This is a genomic window from Campylobacter sp. JH32, from assembly GCF_017846535.1.
Taxonomy (GTDB): Bacteria; Campylobacterota; Campylobacteria; order Campylobacterales; family Campylobacteraceae; genus Campylobacter_D; species Campylobacter_D coli.
In genome coordinates this window covers 81,214-100,591 of the sequence record NZ_JAEQBS010000004.1, presented here as the reverse complement: position 1 = coordinate 100,591, position 19,378 = coordinate 81,214, and the positions used below count along the sequence as shown (strand labels likewise).

Here is a 19,378-nt window from a genome sequence, read left to right as displayed (position 1 = left end):
TTAAAATAACCCAAAGAATTTAAGGGTTATTTTAATGGTTCATGAAATTCAGAAGACTTTTTTACTTCCTGATGCTACTCTTTTAGAAAAATTACAAAAAGATGGAATTGTTTTTGAAATTTATGAAATTGAAACATTCTATACTAAGATAACATATTTTTATGATGTAAAATTTCAAAATTTAAATGGAAATTTTTATAAAATAACCCGATTAAATAACCCGATTTTAGAGCAAAATCAAGAAGAAAAGATTTCTAAAAAGGATTATGAAAAAGCTCGTAAAAAACTCATAGAAAAAAGCATCAAGAAAAAACGCTATGAATTTAAACTTTGTTCTTTTAAAAGCCTTATTGATGTATATGAGGATTTTAATTTGTATGTTTTAAAGGTTTTTTTTCCGACTTTAGAGATGGCAAATCTTTTCACACCACCTAAAGAATTTAGAATTCAAAGAGAGCTTTGCGGGGTTTTGGATTCTAAAAATATAATACTTTATGGTTTTAATAATTTAGAAATAGATATAGAAAAATGTTTTAAAATTATAGAAAAAAATCAAAATTTTACTCTAGATTTTCCAAGTTCTATTTTAGCTTTTGATGGATATAGAATTTTTTTATTTTATCTATTTAGAAAATTAAAATTGTATTGGAATTTAGCTTTAGAAAACCGGCAAAGAGAGGTTTTTTGTGAGTTTTTTTCTTATGCGAGAAAGATTTACATTATCTTAATGAGTACAGAAGAAATTTTTGATGAGGAGTTAAATAAAAATTTAGCTCTTAGATTTGAAGATTTGGTAAAGCAATCTTATTGTATTTTGGCAAATAATGAGCTAGATGAAAATTTACTTTTATTTTTAGGTAGTGAAGATTTACAAAATTTATTGAGTGATTTTGATTTTTTTATCAAAGAAGATTCATTCTATAAGAGCGAGCAAGAAAAATATTTTTTTAAGCAAATGATTGCCATGCAGTTAAGAAAAAGACTTGTATTGTTTAAGAAAAATTTATTGAAAAATTTTGAAATCGAAACTTTTGAAGAAAATTTTTTAGGACTCTCAGTTTTTTTAGAATATTTTCATAATTTATATAATTTGAAAATTTTGAGCAAACTATATAATAAATATTTTATTTGCGATCTTGAAAAAAAGACGCTTTTAAAATTAACCAAGAAAAAAGAAAAACTTGGAAAATTAATCCATAAAGCAAGTAAGAAATTGAAAATTTATAAAGGATATTAATGCAAAAGCAAGATAAAATCATAAAAATGTTTAATGAAATAGCTCCGACCTATGATAAGGCTAATAGAATTTTGAGTTTTGGTGTTGATGTAAGTTGGCGTAAATTTGCTTGTAAAAGAGTTTTAAAGCTTTACCAAAAGGATAATTTAAACATAGTTGACGTGGCTTGTGGCACAGGAGATATGATAGAAATTTGGCAAGAAAGTGCGAAAAAATTAAATAAAAATATAGCCCACATCAAAGGTATTGATCCAAGTGAGGGTATGTTAAATATAGCAAAACAAAAATTCCCAAATATCGAATTTATAGAAGCTGGAGCGCAAGAATTGCCTTTGCAAAGTGAAAGTGTTGATATCGTAAGTATAAGCTATGGGATACGCAATGTAGTGGAGAGAAAAAAAGCCTTGAGAGAATTTTCAAGAGTGCTTAAACAAGATGGAATTTTTGTAGTTTTAGAATTTACTAAAAGAGAAAAAGGAGGTTTTGTAGCCTCTTGTAGGGATTTTTATCTTAAAAATATTTTACCAAGCTTGGGAGGAATGATAAGCAAAAATAAAAGTGCATACGAATACTTGCCTAATTCTATAGAAGGTTTTTTAAGTAAAGAGGAATTTATCGCCGAACTTAAACAGGTAGGTTTTGAAATGCTTGAATTTAAAAGTTTTAGTTTCGGCGTAAGTTCTATGTTTATAGCTAAGAAAGTCTAAAATTTAGACTTTCTTAGCTTTTTTATTAAAAGGGGTATTAGTATAATTAGCACAGCTCCTATCAGTAAACTTTGAGCTATGATCCCACTCCAAAGTATTGAAAAATCTCCATTGCTGATAGATAAAGCTCTTCTTAGATTGGTTTCTAATTGTTCTCCTAATACAAAACCGAGTATAAGTGGAGCCATTGGAAATTCAAGTTTTCTTAAAAAATAGCCTAAAATACCAATAATTAAGATTAAAATGATATCAAAATCAGTACTATTGATAGAATAAACACCTATAATTGAAACAATTGCTATAATTGGAGCCAAGCTCCACATAGGTATGCTTAAAATTTTTACGAAAATTCCTACCAAGGGCAAATTCATTAAAAGTAAAATTACATTTGCAAATAACAAGGAAGCTATAAGTCCCCACACTATATTTACTTGATCAGTAAACATTGTAGGACCTGGAGTAATATTATAAAGTGTTAATGCGCCCATCATAACCGCAGTTGTTCCTGAACCTGGAAGACCAAGTGTTAACATTGGGATAAAAGAACCACAGGCTGAAGCATTATTAGCTGCTTCAGGGGCTGCCACACCTTTTAAATCTCCTTGGCCGAATTTACCCTTTTCACCGGCTATTTTTTTCTCACTCATATAAGTAATGGCGCTAGCTATAGTTGCTCCAGCACCCGGTAAAACTCCTACAAAAAATCCTATAATAGAGGATCTTATAATGGTCCAAAAGCAAAAGAAGAATTCTTTGATATTTACCAAAATCTTACCTGTTTTATTGATGATGTTTTGACTTGTTTGAGTATGCTCTAACATTAGAAAAATTTCACTAACAGAAAAAAGTCCCATTACTAAAACAACAAAAGAAATTCCATCATATAAATGTGGACTATCAAAAGTAAAGCGATAAACACCTGTATTTCCATCTATACCTATAGTGGTTAAAAAAAGTCCTATCAAAGCTGATAGAAAAGATCTTATAGGTTTTTGGGCTAACATACTTCCTAAAGTTGCTAAACCAAAGACAATAAGAGCAAAATATTCAGCAGGACCAAATTTTAACGACCATTGTGCAATAAGTGGAGCAAAAAGTATAATACCGCAAATTGCTATAAATGAACCAATAAAAGAACTAAGAGCTGAGATGCTAAGAGCTTTTCCTGCTTGACCTTTTTTAGCCAAAGGATGTCCATCTAAGGTTGTCATAATAGCTGCTGCATCTCCGGGTATTCCAAGTAGTATGGAAGAAATTCTACCTCCATATTCACAACCCATATAAACCGTTGCAAGTAAAATAATTGCGGATTCTGCAGGTAAATTCATTGCAAAAGCTAGAGGAAGTAAAATGGCTACTCCATTAATGGGTCCAAGTCCTGGAAGCATACCTACAATAGTACCTATAAAACAACCGATTAAGGCTATAAGAATATTATAAGGATCTAAGGCTATGCTAAATCCTTGCATTAAATACATCCAAGTATCCATAAATTTCCTTTAATTAAAAATTATCAAATATAAAACCAAACGGCAAAGTAATTTGCAATAAAGTATTAAAGAGATAGTATAAAATAATACTACTTGAGATAGAAAAAACAATAGCTTTAATTAAAGTTGCCCCAAAAAGTAAAGTTATTGTAAAAATTAAAAAGATTGTGCAAATTATAAAGCCTAAAAACTTAAAAAAAAGCGCATAAATTAAAAAAGCTAAAGTTAAAACGATGAGCTTTTTCCAAAGAATAAAATCACCCCATTTAACCTTAGTATCTTCAGAGAAAAAAACAAGAAATATAGAACAAAGGGCGATTAAAATTAAAGTACCTACTGGAAAAGGACGCGGTCCTAAGGGCTCATAATTAAAATCTGAATGTATATTCCACCCTATGTAAATTCCAATTAAACTTATAACCAATAAAATTCCAGCGACAATTCTTATACTTGACATGATTTTACTTTATAAGATCGAATTCTTTGGCTAAAATTCTGTATTGATCAGTTTGTTTTTTGACAAAATCTTCTAACTCTTTACCTTTTTTATCGAATTCAAATAGAGATCTTTGTTTTAATTGATCTTTATATTCTTGGGTTTGTTGAAATTTATCAAATGCATCAAGCCACCAATTATAAGCTTCGTCTGAAACTTTTGCCCCCATATAGTAAGCTCTAATTACTGGCCATTCTACCTCATAGCCCAATTCTTTAGCGGTTGGAATATTTGCTAAAGTGCCCGGAAGTCTCTTTGGGGAAAAGATAGCCAATACTCTAATAGTTCCTGTTTCGATTTGAGGTACAAGTTCAGCTATGCCTGCGCTAATCACATCAATATGATTTCCTAAAAGAGAAGTTAAAGCATCTCCTCCTCCTTCAAAAGCCACATAGCGTATCTTTTTTACATCGATATTAATAGTTTTTGCAAGTAATGCTGTTTGCATCCAGTCTTGTCCTCCTATTGAACCTCCCGCACCTATACTAATAGAATTTGGGTCTTTATGCAAGGCATTTATTAGATCTTCTAAATTTTTATAAGGAGAGTCTGATTTGACGGCTATCATTCCGTAATCTACACCCGCTGAAGCAAGCCATTTGACATTATTTTCATTATATTTTCCATGTTTTCCTGTGGCTATATTCAGTAATGTCCCACTTGAAAAAGCTACAACAACATTACCATCTTTAGATCTATTATTAACCATAGTGTTATAAGCTACAACACCTACTCCTCCGGGCATATAGGTAACTCTCATAGGAGTTGAAATAATGTTAGCTTTAAGCATACCTACTTGAATTAGCTTACATGTTAGATCAAAACCGCCTCCAGGTTGAGCTGGGGCAATACACTCGGGACGGTTAGGTTCTTTAGCAAAAGTTAACGAAAAACCAAAAATCAAAACAGAACAAAAAATTTTTAATTTCATGATAAAATCCTTTAATTTTTAAGTTTGAAATATATAAGTATTATATATAATCTTTTTTATAAAATTTACTATTTTTATAAGATAAAGATTAAAATTCTTAAAAAAATGTAACTTTATTATACAAAATATAGTTAAATTGATACTTTTTGTAATACTTTATATATGGAAAATCATGAAAGTAAGCGAATTAAATTTAAAAGCCAAGGCTTTATTGGAAACACATCTTAATGATATTGTTTTAAGCGGAGAGCTTTCAAAAATCACCATGCACGGATCAGGACATTGGTATTTTGATCTAAAAGATGAAAAATCAAGTATAGCTTGTGCTATGTTTAAGGGTGCAAATTTAAAAGTTGATTTTCAGCCTAAGGTGGGTGATTTTTTAGAGCTTGTTGGAAGTGTGAGTTTGTATGCTGAAAGTGGGCGTTATCAATTTATTGCAAGTAGTATGAAAAAAGCGGGAATGGGAGATTTAGAGGCTCAATTTCTAGCATTAAAAGAGCGCTTGCAAAAAGAAGGATTGTTTAATAGTGAGTATAAAAAAACCTTGCCTCAATTCCCTAAAAAAATCGGAATCATCACTTCAAAGACTTCAGCGGCCTTGCAAGATATGTTAAAACTTATCAATCAAAAAGAATATTTTCTAGCTAAAATTTATGTTTTTAACGCACTTACGCAAGGAAGTGGCGCAGCTTATTCTTTGATTCAAGCTTTAAAAAAAGCTGATGAGATAGGATTAGATGTTATCATTATCGCTAGAGGGGGTGGTAGCAGAGAGGATCTTTTTTGTTTTAATGATGAGGGCTTAGCAAGGGAAATTTTTAAAGCTAAAACACCTATTATTTCGGCAATTGGTCATGAGATTGATTATGTGATCAGTGATTTTGTAGCTGATTTTAGAGCACCCACTCCATCAGCTGCTATCGATACTTTGCTTTATTCTAGACTTGATTTAGAACAAGGACTTGACCTTTTGGAAGAAAAATTGACAAAGCTTTGGGAAAGTAAATTAGAATATTGTGAAAATTTACTCAGCAATCTACACAAATTTTTTAAAGCAAAATCTTTAGAAACTATGATAGAGGCAAAAGAAAAACAGCTTGCATTTTTGCTTAAGCAAGCAAAAATCATAATAGAAAGCAAAATTCAAAAAGCTGAATTAGAACTGCAAAAACTCCAAAATGCTTTTTTTCAGCATGAAAATTTTTTTAAAAAAAGCAAAAACCTAATTTCCATTAAAAAAAATGGTAAAATAGCAAATTTAGAAGAGCTAAAAAGTGAAGATATCATCACTTTGAGTTCTCAAACTTTACAAAAAGAAGCAAAAATTCTATAAGGAAAAATAATGAGAAAAATTAATTTTAGCGCAGGTCCATCTACTTTACCTTTGGAGCTTTTAGAATATGCCAAAAATGAGCTTTGTGATTATCAGGGCAAGGGCTATTCTATCATGGAAATTTCTCACCGTTCAAAAGTATTTGAAGAAGTGCATTTTGGAGCAATGCAAAAAGCAAAAGAACTTTATGGTTTAAATGATGACTATGAGGTTTTATTTTTGCAAGGTGGTGCGAGTTTGCAATTTGCTATGATACCTATGAATTTATCTTTAGGCGGGGTTTGTGAGTATGCAAATACAGGAGTTTGGACTCAAAAAGCTATAAAAGAAGCTCAAATTTTAGGGGTAAATGTCAAGGTTGTTGCTAGTAGTGAAGAAAGTAAGTTTGATCACATACCTCAAGTTGAGTTTAGTGATAATGCCGATTATGCCTATATTTGCTCAAATAATACTATTTATGGCACACAATTTAAAAACTATCCTAAAACCAAAGCCCCTTTAATCGTCGATGCTTCGAGTGATTTTTTCTCAAGAAAAGTTGATTTTTCAAATATTGCGCTTTTTTATGGCGGAGTACAAAAAAATGCAGGAATTTCGGGCATCAGCTGTCTTTTTATACGCAAAGATATGCTAGAAAGATCTCAAAATAAAAACTTGCCAAGTATGTTAAAATACTCCATACATGCACAAAATCAATCTTTGTTTAATACTCCTCCGACTTTTGCAATTTATATGTTTAATCTTGAAATGAAATGGCTTTTAGATCAAGGTGGACTAGATGCTATCGATGCTAAAAATTCTCAAAAAGCTGCGATGCTTTATGAGTGTATTGATTCAAGTGAAGGATTTTACAAGGGACATGCTGATAAAAAAGATAGATCCTTGATGAATGTAAGCTTTAATATCGCTAAAAATTCAGAACTTGAACCAATATTTGTAAAAGAAGCTGAAGAAGTGGGTATGCTAGGACTTAAAGGTCATAGAATTTTAGGAGGAATTCGCGCAAGTATTTATAATGCTGTTACTTTAGATCAGGTTAAAACCCTGTGTGAATTTATGAAAGAATTTGCTAAAAAATATAACTAAACTAATCCTTCTGCCACTTTGCATAAAATTCACTCAAAGGTGGTAGAAAATTTACTCAAGTTTTAAATAAAAAATCCCAAAAAAGTAAAAATAGAAATATGTAAATTTTCAAAATAAATTTAATCCAATAAAATATCTAGTATTAAGATATAGAAAGTTTAATTAGATTTGGTTCAAATCTTTTTTAAGGTAAATTTTACACAGTGTTAAAATGTAAATTTAAGGTTTTAGGAGAAATTCTCACCACCAAATTTAAGTAAGGCAGAACCCCAAGTAAAACCACCGCCAAAAGCATCAAGCAGGATCAAATTCCCTTTTTTAAGACGACCCTCTTCATAGGCATCATTCATCGCCATAGGGATAGAAGCAGCTGAGGTATTGCCATATTTGTGCACAGTTACAACGCATTTTTCATCGCTTAAATTCAGTCTTTCTTGCACAGCTTTAATGATGCGTAAATTTGCTTGGTGTGGGATAAAAAGATCAATTTGTTCAGGCAAAATTTGATTTTTAGATAAAATTTCAACGACATCATTGCTTAAAGTTTGCACCGCTATTTTAAAGACTTCATTACCTTTCATTTTCATTGCTAGGCTTGAAGCTTCTTTTGATTCTTGAGAGCGTTCTGTCATTAGTAAATCACCATAATTTCCATTGCTTGCTGTATGTACATCGATTATAGGATTGTTCTCATCAAGACTTACTACTCCAGCACCTGCACCATCGCCAAAAAGTATACAAATACTCCTATCGGTATAATCCATGATAGAGCTTGCCTTTTCGGCTCCTATGATTAAAACATTTTTTTTCAAACCACTTTCTACAAGAGCCTTAGCTTGCTCTAAAAGATAGATAAAACCTGAGCAGGCTGCTGAAATATCAAAAGCACTGATTCCATTAAGTCCTAAATTTGCTGCGATTTTACAAGCAGTTGAAGGCATGGTAAAATAATCAGGGCTTAAGGTAGCTACTAGTATCGCATCAATATCTTGTGGTTTTAAATTCGCTCTTTCTATAGCTTTTATAGCTGCTTTGGTGCCTAAATCACTTGTGCTTTCATCTTTGCTTGCAATGCGTCTTTCTTTTATACCTGTGCGTCTTGTGATCCACTCATCTGTTGTATCAATAATCTTTTCAAGATCGTGATTACTTAAAATTTGTTCAGGTATATAAGAAGCTATACTTTTTAAACTCGCTTTAGGCATTGTATTTCTCAAGCTCCTTTTCTATTATTTGATTGATATTTGATTCACTAAAGTTAATAGCCTGAAAAATAGCATTTTTGATTGCTCTAGCATCGCTTTTTCCATGACTTATAATAACGCAGCCGTTGACACCAAGCAGTGGGGCGCCGCCATATTCTTGCCAATCAATATGTTTTTTAAGTCTTTTAAATGAAGGTTTCATTAGCAATGCGCCTATTTTTGATATCAAAGATTGCTTGATTTCATTTTTTAAAATGTGGATAATTGCTGTAGCTACGCCTTCACAGGCTTTTAGGATTACGTTGCCATCAAATCCATCACAAACTAAGACATCAACTTCACCATTAAAAATATCTCTACCTTCAGCATTTCCAACAAAACTAGGAATTTGTTTCATAAGCTGATGAGCCTCTTTAGTAAGTTCATTGCCTTTACACTCTTCTTCGCCATTAGACAATAAAGCCAGGCGAGGTTTTGAAATTTTCATAATTTCTTTTGCATAAGCATCGCCCATTATAGCAAATTGAAATAAATTTTCGGCTTTACAGTCGGTATTTGCACCCACATCTAAAAACAAAGTTTTACTTGTAGTATTTGGCATTAAGGTTGCAATTGCGGGCCGTAATACTCCTTTGAGTCTGCCCAATCTTAAAGTTGCTAAAGACATACTTGCACCACTATGTCCTGCTGAAACAGCGGCTTTTGCTTTTCCATTTTTGACAAGTTCGATGGTTTTATAAATCGTAGTTTCTTTTCTTTTTAGGGCATCTGTTGCATTTTCATTCATAGAGAAAACTTCATTGGCATTCTCATATTGAATGTATTGTTCTAAATTTTTAGGTATTAGAGGTCTTAAAATATTGGGATTTCCCACTAAGATAGCATTAAAAGGCCTTTCTTTTAAAGCCTCGATAACGCCTTCTATAATGGGCTTTTCTCCAAAATCTCCGCCCATTGCATCTATAGCAATGTCAATCATTGATTTTAGTATTCCTTAGTATTTGGATTTGCACGATGAGGCATTTTGTAGCTTCCATCTTTGTCTTTTATAGGCATAGGAAGACTTACTTTATAGTGAGTTCTGCGTTTTGCTGCACGAGTTTTACTCACTCTTCTCTTAGGTACTGCCATTTTATCTCCTTTTTTAAAATTTGTTAGCTTTTATTTTTGCAATTATTACAATAAAAATAATCACTCAAATAAGCTTCAAGCTCACTAACTGCAACTTCTATTAAATCAATATGACCATCAAAAAATTCAATGGTATTGCTTAATTCATTCGTATTATCTTTAAAAATACCATCACTTGCAAAAAGATCCAAATTTTCTTTTATTTCAAGCTCAAGTTCTTCACCACAGCTATCACAAGGTCTATAAACAAAACCTTGCATTGTGGCATTTATTTTAACAAGTTTAGGATTTACTTTTACTAAATTTCCTTCAAAAACAACATTTTCAAGATTGAGTTTAAAAGGATAGTTAGTATTGTTAATCCTAGAAAAGGCTATTTTCATTAGCAAATTTCGTTAGATTTAAAGAAAAATTCAATTTCAATTTTTGCATTTTCTAAGCTATCGCTTCCATGAACAGCGTTTGCGTCAATGCTTTCAGCAAAATCTGCTCTAATGGTGCCAGGTTGTGCTTCTTTTGGGTTTGTTGCTCCCATTAAATCTCTATTTTTAAGAACAGCACCTTCGCCTTCTAAAACAGAAACCACAACAGGGCCGCTGATCATAAATTTAACCAAATCTTTAAAAAAAGGTCTTTCTTTGTGAACAGCATAAAAAGCTTCAGCTTGTTCTTTGCTAAGTTGAACTTTTTTCATAGCAGCAATTCTTAATCCATTACTTTCGAAACGATCTAAAATTTTACCTATAACACCTTTTTTTACGGCATCAGGTTTGATAATCGATAGGGTTTTTTCCATTTTGATTATACTCCTTGGTTTTTATAAAGCTTAAAATTATACTTGAATTTGTTTAAAAAAAGTTAAAAAGAGGCTAGCTTTTTAACTAGCCTTTGTAGAATTATGCAAAAACTGGGGTAGTTCCATCTCTCATATCGCTACCGATATTATCACGACTTGGTTGCCCTGAAGCAATTTCACTCCATACTATACAGCCATCAGTTGGGCATGCGCTTGCACAAGCTGGTTGATCATTGTGTCCTACACATTCAACACATTTATCCGCATAGACATAATATCTATCTTCGCCCTCTGGATTGTTTGCATCGTCAACGATTGCGCTAACTGGACACTCATCAATACAAGAACCACAAGCAATACAACTATCTGTAATTTTTACAGCCATTTTGTCTCCTTTTTGATTAATATGAAATTTACTTTTTTCAACTAAGCATTTTATCAAAGTATTCTTAAAAAACTATAATTTTGATAATCAAAAAATATATATATTTGATAATTTTTAGATTTTGATTATCATTTATAATATAATATAAAATACTATAAAAAATATTTTCAAAAATTTATTATCATTTAAAAATCTTTAAAGGATTTAAACGATATAATTTCGCTATCAATAAAATTTATTAATTAGGAGAAAAACATGATAGTTACAAAAAAAGCTTTAGACTTTACTGCTCCAGCAGTATTAGGAAATAACGAAATCGTTGAAGATTTTAATCTTTATAAAAATATAGGCCCAAAAGGTGCGGTAGTATTTTTCTATCCAAAAGATTTTACTTTTGTTTGTCCTTCAGAAATAATTGCTTTTGATAAAAGATATCAAGAATTTAAAAATCGTGGTATTGAAGTAATTGGAATTTCAGGCGACAATGAATTTTCACATTTTGCATGGAAAAACACTCCAGTAAATCAAGGGGGTATTGGTCAAGTTAAATTCCCACTTGTTGCAGATTTAACTAAACAAATTGCTAGAAATTTTGATGTACTTTATGCAGAAGCAGTTGCTCTTCGTGGTTCTTTCTTGCTTGATGCAGATGGAACAGTTCGCCACGCTGTAGTTAATGACTTACCACTTGGAAGAAATATTGATGAAATGATCAGAATGGTAGATACTATGCTTTTCACTAATGAACACGGTGAAGTTTGCCCTGCAGGCTGGAACAAAGGTGATGCTGGTATGAAAGCTAACCCTAAAGGTGTTGCTGAGTATCTTGATAAAAACGAAGATAAACTATAATAACAAGCCCTTAAAAAAGGGCTTTTCTTCTTGATAAAATTTCTTCTCTTAACTTTAATTAAAATTCATCATTTTTTTATATAATTTTATCTAATTTTATAAACTTAAATTTAGGCTAATTATGGCAGGCGAAGATCAAGAAAAAACTGAAGAACCCACGTCCAAGAAAATAGAAGACGCAAGAAAAGAAGGCAATGTCCCCAAATCCCAAGACGCAGCAGCTATTGTTACTTTAATAGTTGGTTTTGTGATTACACTTTTTATGATGGGTTTTATCGGTGAAAGAATTACTAATCTATATAGATATTATCAAAGTTTTATAGGTGTTGAATTTGATTTGCGTATTATCCAAGCCATTATGATTAAAAGCATTTTTGAAGTTTTGATTTTGCTAGCACCTATAGTTTTGAGTATTATGATCGCAGGTATTTTAGGTAATGTTATGCAGTTTGGTTTTATTTTTACGACCAAACCTATAATGCCTAATTTAGGAAAAATCAATCCATTAAAAGGCTTAAAAAATTTATTTTCTTTAAAAAAGCTTGTCGAGAGTGTTAAGATCGTGCTTAAGGTAGGCGTAGTATTTACTGTAGCTTTTATAGTGCTTTTAAAATTTATGCAAGAATTACCTTTGGTTGAGCGTTATAATATCATTGGACAACTCATTTGGCTTAGGGATAGGGCTATTATTTTGGCAGCTATTGTAATCATAGCATTTTTAGTGATTGCTGTTTTGGATATTTTTTTGGTGCGTTTTCAGTATTTTAAAGGCTTGCGAATGAGCAAGCAAGAAATTAAAGATGAATACAAGCAAATGGAGGGAGATCCTCAGGTAAAAGGGAGGATTCGTCGCTTACAAATGGAAGCAGCACGCCGCCGTATGGTTCAAGATGTTGCAGGGGCGGATGTGGTTATTACAAACCCGACGCATTATGCTGTAGCGATTCGTTATGATACAACAAAAGAACAAGCTCCTAGAGTTGTGGCTAAAGGAGTAGATTTTTTGGCACTTCGTATAAAACAGGTTGCTTATGATAATAATGTAGTTGTTTATGAAAATCCGCCTTTAGCGAGAGAGCTTTATAAGGCTTGTGATATTAATGATCTTATTCCTAGAGAAATGTTTAAAGCTGTAGCAGAGGTACTTGGATTTGTTTACAATACTAACAATAAAAGTCGTTTAGCAGGACAGGTCAAGAAAAATAATTAAGCAAATAAATTTTATTATTTGCTTTTTTCTATAAGATCAAGCACTGATTGTTTTGCGTCATTATCCTTAATATCTACTTTAAAATAAATTTGCACTCTATTGTTTTCTAAAGCTTGTGGATTTCCATTGATGGGACTATTTAATCCATAGCTTTTAAGGTTTATATTTTTGGTGCTAACTCCGCCTTCTATAAGATATTTTAAAACATTTTCTGCTCTTGTATAGCCTAGATCATAGCTTCTTAAGGCTGAGTCACTATTGTCAGTATAACCTCTGATTTCAATTTCTATTTGAGGAGGTAAGTATGAAATAAGCTGAGCAATGCGTTTAAGATAATCTTGAATATCTGCAGATACTATTTGTGCACTTCCTCTTTCAAATTCAACCTTGGAAGGTAGGTTAAGTATTTCTTGATTTTCGGATTGATCAAGAGCGGCTTGAAGTTTTTTAATAACTTCTTGTTGATTTACGGCCATTTGTTTAAGTTTGCTCAATTCATCTTCTTTTTCTTCTTGAGAACCCTTATATTTATAAGTATCTTGTGTTTCTTGTTGCACGGTTTGGGTTGCAGTATAATCAAAGATTTTTACAAATTCGGTTTTCAGTGCTTCTACTTTAGCTGGATTTGTTTTAGAAATTGCCCAAAGAGCAATAAAAAGCGCCAAAAGCAAACTTAGAAAGTCTGCATAAGGCACAGCCCATTTTTCACCTGCTGGACATTCTGGGCATTTATGTTTTTTAGCCATTTTTAACCTTTGTCAAATTGTGAAATTCTTGGATCATCGTGACTTAAGAAGTTAAAAAGTTTAGCTTCTAAATCTCTAGGATTAGCACCTTCTGCAATTCCTTTTATAGCTTCAGTAATGACAATTTGCTCTTTTACAAGATCCATACCATTAGCTTTCATCTTTCTTCCCCAAGGAGCAAAAAGTGCATATGCACCGAAAATACCTGTAACCGTAGCCGTAAAAGCACCTGAAATACCTGCTGCCATTGCTTGAGGATTATCTAGAAGTTTCAGTGCTAAAATCAACCCAAAAACCGCTCCAACAAGTCCCATAGTAGGACAAGTTTCACCAAAGATTATCCAGTATTCTGCACATTCTTTATAGTGTTCTTCAAGTTGTTCGGTTTGAATTTCCATACTTTCATGAATTTCTTCAAAACTTTTTCCATCTACTAGCATCATCATAGCATTTCTTAAAAATTCATTTTCAATTTCATTTGTTCTTGATTCTAAAGCCAAAAGACCATCTCGGCGTGCAATAATTGCGAATTCGATAAGCTGAGCTATTCTTTCAGGTAGATTTACACCTGAACCTTTAAAAACGATTTTAAGTTCTTTATAGGCTGCTTTTACAATTTTTTTATGAGTTGAAGTCATGGCACAAAAAGCTGCCGTTGGCATAACGATTAGAAAAGAAGAAAGGTGGATAACATGCAGAGGATTTCCTCCCTCGAGTATATCTCCTACTGAGATACTAGTTACTGCAAGAACCATTCCTAATATGGTTGAAAGATCCATTAAATCACTCCTTGATTATTTTAAATCGCCCCATTTTTTGGCGATACTTGAGCTTGTTTTTAATTTTACCTTTAATTTTACTATATTTTCCATAATATCACTAGTTTTTTTCACAAAATTTTCACATAATTCATCTTTAACTTCAAAGATAAGTTCATCGTGAATTTGCAAGATAAGCCTTTTATCTTGATTTAAAATTTTAGCAATTTCTAGCATGGCAAATTTTATAATATCTGCAGCTGATCCTTGTAAAATCGAATTTATACTCTCTCTTTCATACATAGCCACTTGCATGGGTTTAGCATTTTCAAAGTCAAAATAGCGTTTACGTCCGCTTAAGGTGCTAATAAAACCATTAGCCTTGGCTTCATTTTTTACTTTTTCGAAATAACTTTTAATGCTAGTAAAATTTTCAAAATATTTTTCTATATAGGTTTTAGCTAAGTTGGCTTCAATTTTTAGATTTTTGCTTAAGGTTTTATAACCCATACCATAAATCAAGCCAAAATTAATACTTTTTGCTATACTTCTTGTTTCATAATTACTCTCGCCAAATATCATTATAGCGGTTCTTGCATGTATATCCTCATCGTTTTTAAAAGCATTTAAAAGTTTTTCATCTTCGCTAAAGTGCGCTAGCATTCTAAGTTCGATTTGAGAATAATCAAGGCTGATAAAACTAAATCCCTCTTTGGCTATAAAGCAGGATTTATAATCTTTTGCATATTGTCCATGCGCGGGGATATTTTGTAAATTGGGATCTTTAGATGAAAGACGGCCTGTAGCAGTACCTGTTTGTAAAAAGCTCGAATAAATTCTTGAATTTTCATCTTTTAAAGCAAGTTTTAACAAGGGCTCGCAATAAGTCGAATAAAGCTTGGCCAGTTCTCTATAATCTAAAATTTTAGAAATAACAGGATGTTTATCGAGAAGTTCATTTAAGACTTTTTCATCGGTAGAATACCCTGTCTTACCTTTTTTTCCACTTGGAAGCTTGAGTTTTTCAAAAAGTATATCGCCTACTTGTTTTGGGGAATTAAGATTGAATCTATCTTCACATAAAGCATAGATTTCTTCGCTTAAAATTTTAATTTCAGATTCAAATTTTTTCATGAGAATTTCAAGAGCATGCGTATCGAGTTTTATGCCATTTTCTTCCATCATCATAATAATTTTAATAAAATCAAATTCATAATTTTTAGCAAGATCAAGCAAATGAGGTTCAAGATTTTTTAAAAAATAAAGATAAAATCTTAAAGTGATATAAGCATCTTCAGCTGCATACTTGCAAGCTTTTTCAAGCTCTACGCTTGCAAAATTTTCTCCTTTTTTTACAAGACTTTCAAAATGTAAGGTTTCATAATTAAAAAGTCTTAGAGCCAAATCATCCATATTGACTCTTAAGGAAGGGTTTTTAAGCCATGCTAAAATCATAGTATCAGCATATTTTTGCGGCAAAGAGAGTTTAAAATTATTTTCTATGATTTTAAAATCATATTTAAGATTATGCCCTATGATAAAATGTTTAAAAATAAGCTCTATAGCTTTTTTAGCGCTTTGTAATGATACTTGCTTACCCACACCTAAATAATTATGAGTAAGAGGTACATAAAAGGCTTCATTTTCACTCATACAAAAACTAAATCCTACAATTTTTGCTTCTTTGGTATCAATGCTTGTGGTTTCAGTATCAAAAGCTATGATACTTTCTTGTTCAAGAGAATTTAAAATTTCAAAGAGTTTGTCTTCATCTTGGATAAGAGTGGCTTTAAAGCCTAAATTTTTATCTTTATTATCGGGGTTTTGGCGAAGTTTTTTAAGTAAGACATTGAGTTCATAATGCTCTAAAATTTCAAGAATTTTTAAAAGAGGCTCATCTTGAGGAAAATCAGCTTTTTCTAACAAGTTGCTTACTTCTAAATCCTCATACAAAGAAGCAAGTTTTTTACTAAGAAAAGCATTTTCTTTACCTTCTAGAAGCAATTTACGACTTCTTTCATTGCGTACTAGAGTCAAATTTTCATAAATGCCTTCGATACTTCCAAACTCATCAAGCAATGTTTTAGCACCTTTTGCTCCTATGCCTTTAACTCCTGGGATATTATCCGAGCTATCTCCACATAAGGCTAAAAAATCTTTAATTTGATAAGGTTTGACACCGTATTTCTCAAAGCAAGCTTCTTCATCATAGTCATTTTTTGAAATAGGGCTATAAATACTTGTTTTACCATCTTTTATAAGCTGATAAAGATCTTTATCCTGTGTTATAATGCGTACAAAAATATCTTTATCTTTACAAGTTTTAACCACTGAAGCGATGATATCATCTGCCTCATAACCCTCGTAAGAGGCACTCATAAAGCCCATTTTTTCTATCATTTCTATACAAATTGGAATTTGTTCCAAAAGTTCGGGTGGGGGCGGGGTGCGATTTTTTTTATAATTTGGATCAATATCGCTACGAAATGTCTTGCCCTTAGAATCTAGTGCAAAAATAATATAATCGCTTTTATATTCGTTTTTAAGACTATAGATAAAATTAGCAAAACCGCTAATCATTCCACTAGCTTGTCCTTGAGAATTTTTAAATCCTTTGAGTGCATAATAAAGACGAAAAAAGAAGCCAAAAGTATCGATAATAGTTAAAGTTTTCATGGTTGTCTTTCTTAGTGGGTTTTAAATTATTATCCCAAAATTCACTTTAAAGATTGATGATTTTTATAAAGAATTAGCGATAAAAATTATAAAAATATAGCGGCTTAATTTGCCAAGACTTATGAAAAAACAAGCTTTGATGAAAGGGTATTTTGCAAAACCAAGGCCTAAAGCAAAGATATCTCCTATTAAGGGTAAAAAGGTTAAAAAAGCATAAAGACTTCCAAATTTAGTAAAATTTGCATTGAATTTATCAAGCTTTTTTAAAGATTTGGAAAAATATTTTTCTAAAATTTTTTCTTTGCCAAGATAGGCTAGAGCATAGGTGCTTAAGCTTCCTAGGGTATTGCCTAAAGTAGCTATAAATAAAACCAAATGAGCATTAAAATCAAGTTTTATAAAAGCTACAACAAAGGCTTCACTTGCAAGAGGCAAAAGCGTGCTTGAAAGAAAACATACGATAAAAAGCCCTAAGTAGCTAATATCATTATATAAAAAATCAAACATTAAAGCTCTTTTTACGCATTAAAATCAATAAAATAAAAAGATAAATAGGCAAAACAAAAGGCGTGGTAAAATCCATAAATTTAAATTTTGTTAAAATTGTACACAAGCAAGCACATACAAAAAAGATTTTAAAAAGGTGACTTTGAAAAAATTTATCTAAAAACAAAAGATAAATTAAACAAACACCAACATCAAGAAATGCCTTGTAATACCAAAAAATACTTTCTTTTTGCTCTATACCTTCAAGTAAATTAGCAATAGCACTTATTACCATAAGCACAAAACAAAAAAAGGAATAAGGTATAAATTTTTCTTTTCTGGAAATATAAAAGAAAAATAAATGCACAAAGAAAAATGATATTATTAATAAAAAAGCTAAAATAGAATGTAAAAAGCGTAAATTTTGCGTTAAATGATAAAGTTTTTGATCGGCTAAATTTAGCATTGCAAAGCTTTGTGGCAGTGTTTCATAAGCACTATAATCAATAATTAAATAATGATTAAAAATAAAAACCAAAGTACTCTGGCTTAGACTTATAAAAATGGTAAATAAAATACTAAATTTAAATATTTTCTTTTTCATTGGATATAAGCTTTAAGTTTGGGATAATTTGATATTTTGGTTTTTACTAAGCGCGAAAGCAAATAGTGCGTAATAAATGGTAAATAATAAGCCTGCAAAGAAAAAAATCATAAAATAAGCGATAATTAAAGCAAGAGAATGCTCGCTATAAATTAGAACAAACATAAGTATATAGATAATTATCAAAATCGCACTTTTGAAAATAAAACAAAGTTTAAAATAAATCTTATTTTCACATAAAGTTTTTAAAGTCTTAAAAAATATAAAAGTACAAAAAATGGCTATTGCAAGACATAAAAAAGAAAAGCCATATAGAAAAATACGTAATATCTTATCAACAACAGGACTAGCAATAAGATAATTCAAGCTTAATAAAGCGATAAATTGAGTAAATGCAGCTATAAAAAAACTGATCAATAAAACCTTACTTTGACTTACAAAATAAAGTTTTAAAATCATAATCAAATAAGAAATTAAAAAAATTGCATTAAAAACCATAGCTAAAATATTAGTGTTAGAATTAAATTTCAACAATTTTAAATCATAGGCAAAATCAAGAATAATGGGTAAAAACTGAAAACAAACACAAAGTAAAAAACTTATAAAAACTACCCACGCAAGCTTTTTGATACTTTTAAAATCATTTTGTCTTTGAATTTCAAACATTTGATGAAAGTTTAAATTTGACATTTTTTTCCTTTAAAATTGAACTCAATACAGCTTTTTTAAAGTTTCATACCTATCAAAAGCATAAGCAAAAGTTAAAAAATGTAAAGCAAGAAAGACAAATAAAAAGCTTAATTTCTCAAAAAATAAAAATGCTAAAAGCATACATAAAAACACAAAATAAAAGGACATTTTCACTTCTTTAAAAAGCGAAGCAAGAGTGAGTGAAAATAAAAAATAAAAAACGAAAAATAAAGCTAAAAGCCCTAAAAATAAAATTTTATTTTCCAAAAGAAAAAAAGATGAGCCAAGGCTTATAATGGCAAGCAAAAAATAAATTAAAATTTTCTTAGAAGAAAATAAAAAATAAATTCTTGCCACCATAAAAATAAAAGCAAGAACTATATAAATCCAAGAAAAAAAGCATAAAAATCTACCGCTGATACAAAGAAATTCACAATGTAAACTTCCCACATTTTCATAAGAAAAAAAGTAAAAAAAATTATATAAAGCACAAAAAAATATATAAATACTTAATCTTTTAATCTTAAAAAATGATATTTTTTGTTCCTGTGTCATT

22 protein-coding genes are annotated in these 19,378 nt (G+C 30.9%); 6 read left to right on the top strand and 16 right to left on the bottom strand.

Translation table 11 applies throughout. From position 1 onward, the window contains the following. Nucleotides 1-34: 34 nt before the first annotated feature. Nucleotides 35-1,237 carry a hypothetical protein gene (locus tag KAR67_RS04185; RefSeq protein ID WP_002787980.1) on the top strand — a complete coding sequence of 401 codons (1,203 nt, stop codon included), beginning with the start codon at nucleotides 35-37 and terminating at the stop codon, nucleotides 1,235-1,237. Then, nucleotides 1,237-1,944, top strand: coding sequence for a bifunctional demethylmenaquinone methyltransferase/2-methoxy-6-polyprenyl-1,4-benzoquinol methylase UbiE (ubiE, locus tag KAR67_RS04180; RefSeq protein ID WP_002787978.1), 708 nt, complete (start codon nucleotides 1,237-1,239; stop codon nucleotides 1,942-1,944). Before KAR67_RS04185 ends, ubiE begins: the two co-directional genes overlap by 1 nt. Here the strand turns inward: ubiE and KAR67_RS04175 are convergent. The 3 genes from KAR67_RS04175 to KAR67_RS04165 are packed head-to-tail and all read right to left on the bottom strand — an operon-like array spanning nucleotide 1,941 to nucleotide 4,861. Continuing rightward, nucleotides 1,941-3,434, bottom strand: coding sequence for a tripartite tricarboxylate transporter permease (locus KAR67_RS04175; protein WP_002794034.1), 1,494 nt, complete (start codon nucleotides 3,432-3,434; stop codon nucleotides 1,941-1,943). The genes ubiE and KAR67_RS04175 overlap by 4 nt on opposite strands. Nucleotides 3,435-3,447: 13 nt before the next feature. Continuing rightward, on the bottom strand, nucleotides 3,448-3,891 hold the full coding sequence (locus KAR67_RS04170; protein ID WP_002785338.1) for a tripartite tricarboxylate transporter TctB family protein: 444 nt from the start codon (nucleotides 3,889-3,891) through the stop codon (nucleotides 3,448-3,450). 4 nt (nucleotides 3,892-3,895) lie between these two features. After that, the gene (locus KAR67_RS04165) at nucleotides 3,896-4,861 is read right to left on the bottom strand and encodes a tripartite tricarboxylate transporter substrate binding protein (RefSeq protein WP_002787974.1); all 966 of its coding nucleotides are present in this window, start codon (nucleotides 4,859-4,861) and stop codon (nucleotides 3,896-3,898) included. Nucleotides 4,862-5,033: 172 nt separating this feature from the next. Between KAR67_RS04165 and xseA the strand changes: the two genes are divergently transcribed. Beyond that, a complete protein-coding gene (xseA, locus tag KAR67_RS04160) occupies nucleotides 5,034-6,197 on the top strand; it encodes an exodeoxyribonuclease VII large subunit (RefSeq protein WP_002778198.1) in 1,164 nt (387 codons plus the stop codon). A gap of 9 nt (nucleotides 6,198-6,206) precedes the next feature. Further along, a complete protein-coding gene (serC, locus tag KAR67_RS04155) occupies nucleotides 6,207-7,283 on the top strand; it encodes a phosphoserine transaminase (RefSeq protein WP_002778200.1) in 1,077 nt (358 codons plus the stop codon). A 227-nt stretch (nucleotides 7,284-7,510) separates the two neighbouring features. On the opposite strand, the gene KAR67_RS04150 is transcribed toward serC, so the two are convergent. The 6 genes from KAR67_RS04150 to KAR67_RS04125 all read right to left on the bottom strand — a co-directional run bounded on the left by KAR67_RS04150 (nucleotide 7,511) and on the right by KAR67_RS04125 (nucleotide 10,800). After that, nucleotides 7,511-8,488: a beta-ketoacyl-ACP synthase III gene (locus tag KAR67_RS04150; RefSeq protein WP_002778202.1), complete on the bottom strand. Its 978-nt coding sequence runs from the start codon at nucleotides 8,486-8,488 to the stop codon at nucleotides 7,511-7,513. Then, nucleotides 8,481-9,467 carry a phosphate acyltransferase PlsX gene (plsX, locus tag KAR67_RS04145; protein WP_002786211.1) on the bottom strand — a complete coding sequence of 329 codons (987 nt, stop codon included), beginning with the start codon at nucleotides 9,465-9,467 and terminating at the stop codon, nucleotides 8,481-8,483. The genes KAR67_RS04150 and plsX overlap by 8 nt, the downstream gene beginning before the upstream one ends. Before the next feature lie 5 nt (nucleotides 9,468-9,472). Beyond that, nucleotides 9,473-9,619, bottom strand: coding sequence for a 50S ribosomal protein L32 (gene rpmF, locus KAR67_RS04140; RefSeq protein ID WP_002778205.1), 147 nt, complete (start codon nucleotides 9,617-9,619; stop codon nucleotides 9,473-9,475). 23 nt (nucleotides 9,620-9,642) lie between these two features. Then, the gene (locus KAR67_RS04135; protein WP_002778207.1) at nucleotides 9,643-10,002 is read right to left on the bottom strand and encodes a hypothetical protein; all 360 of its coding nucleotides are present in this window, start codon (nucleotides 10,000-10,002) and stop codon (nucleotides 9,643-9,645) included. Beyond that, nucleotides 10,002-10,415: a nucleoside-diphosphate kinase gene (ndk, locus tag KAR67_RS04130; RefSeq protein WP_002837749.1), complete on the bottom strand. Its 414-nt coding sequence runs from the start codon at nucleotides 10,413-10,415 to the stop codon at nucleotides 10,002-10,004. The genes KAR67_RS04135 and ndk overlap by 1 nt, the downstream gene beginning before the upstream one ends. Nucleotides 10,416-10,515: 100 nt before the next feature. Continuing rightward, entirely contained in the window at nucleotides 10,516-10,800 is a 285-nt protein-coding gene (locus KAR67_RS04125) for a 4Fe-4S binding protein (protein ID WP_002778210.1), read from the bottom strand. Between the two features lie 255 nt (nucleotides 10,801-11,055). On the opposite strand from KAR67_RS04125, the gene KAR67_RS04120 reads away from it, so the two are divergent. Further along, a complete protein-coding gene (locus KAR67_RS04120) occupies nucleotides 11,056-11,652 on the top strand; it encodes a peroxiredoxin (protein ID WP_002778213.1) in 597 nt (198 codons plus the stop codon). 121 nt (nucleotides 11,653-11,773) lie between these two features. After that, on the top strand, nucleotides 11,774-12,862 hold the full coding sequence (gene flhB / locus KAR67_RS04115) for a flagellar biosynthesis protein FlhB (protein WP_002778215.1): 1,089 nt from the start codon (nucleotides 11,774-11,776) through the stop codon (nucleotides 12,860-12,862). 14 nt (nucleotides 12,863-12,876) lie between these two features. Here flhB and motB read toward each other — a convergent pair whose 3' ends face one another. The 7 genes from motB to KAR67_RS04080 form a co-directional block, all read right to left on the bottom strand. Further along, on the bottom strand, nucleotides 12,877-13,608 hold the full coding sequence (motB, locus tag KAR67_RS04110; protein ID WP_002778217.1) for a flagellar motor protein MotB: 732 nt from the start codon (nucleotides 13,606-13,608) through the stop codon (nucleotides 12,877-12,879). 2 nt (nucleotides 13,609-13,610) lie between these two features. Continuing rightward, complete coding sequence (gene motA, locus KAR67_RS04105) at nucleotides 13,611-14,387, bottom strand: flagellar motor stator protein MotA (protein ID WP_002778220.1); 777 nt, start codon at nucleotides 14,385-14,387, stop codon at nucleotides 13,611-13,613. A 15-nt stretch (nucleotides 14,388-14,402) separates the two neighbouring features. Next, complete coding sequence (gene polA / locus KAR67_RS04100; RefSeq protein ID WP_002780668.1) at nucleotides 14,403-17,042, bottom strand: DNA polymerase I; 2,640 nt, start codon at nucleotides 17,040-17,042, stop codon at nucleotides 14,403-14,405. A 63-nt stretch (nucleotides 17,043-17,105) separates the two neighbouring features. Beyond that, nucleotides 17,106-17,549 carry a YqaA family protein gene (locus tag KAR67_RS04095; protein WP_002778224.1) on the bottom strand — a complete coding sequence of 148 codons (444 nt, stop codon included), beginning with the start codon at nucleotides 17,547-17,549 and terminating at the stop codon, nucleotides 17,106-17,108. Further along, nucleotides 17,542-18,132 (bottom strand): hypothetical protein, encoded by a 591-nt coding sequence (locus tag KAR67_RS04090; RefSeq protein ID WP_002778225.1) that lies wholly within the window; start codon nucleotides 18,130-18,132, stop codon nucleotides 17,542-17,544. Before KAR67_RS04090 ends, KAR67_RS04095 begins: the two co-directional genes overlap by 8 nt. 12 nt (nucleotides 18,133-18,144) lie before the next feature. Further along, entirely contained in the window at nucleotides 18,145-18,822 is a 678-nt protein-coding gene (locus KAR67_RS04085) for a hypothetical protein (RefSeq protein WP_002778226.1), read from the bottom strand. A 21-nt stretch (nucleotides 18,823-18,843) separates the two neighbouring features. Beyond that, complete coding sequence (locus tag KAR67_RS04080) at nucleotides 18,844-19,377, bottom strand: hypothetical protein (RefSeq protein ID WP_134162879.1); 534 nt, start codon at nucleotides 19,375-19,377, stop codon at nucleotides 18,844-18,846. Nucleotide 19,378 lies beyond the last annotated feature (1 nt).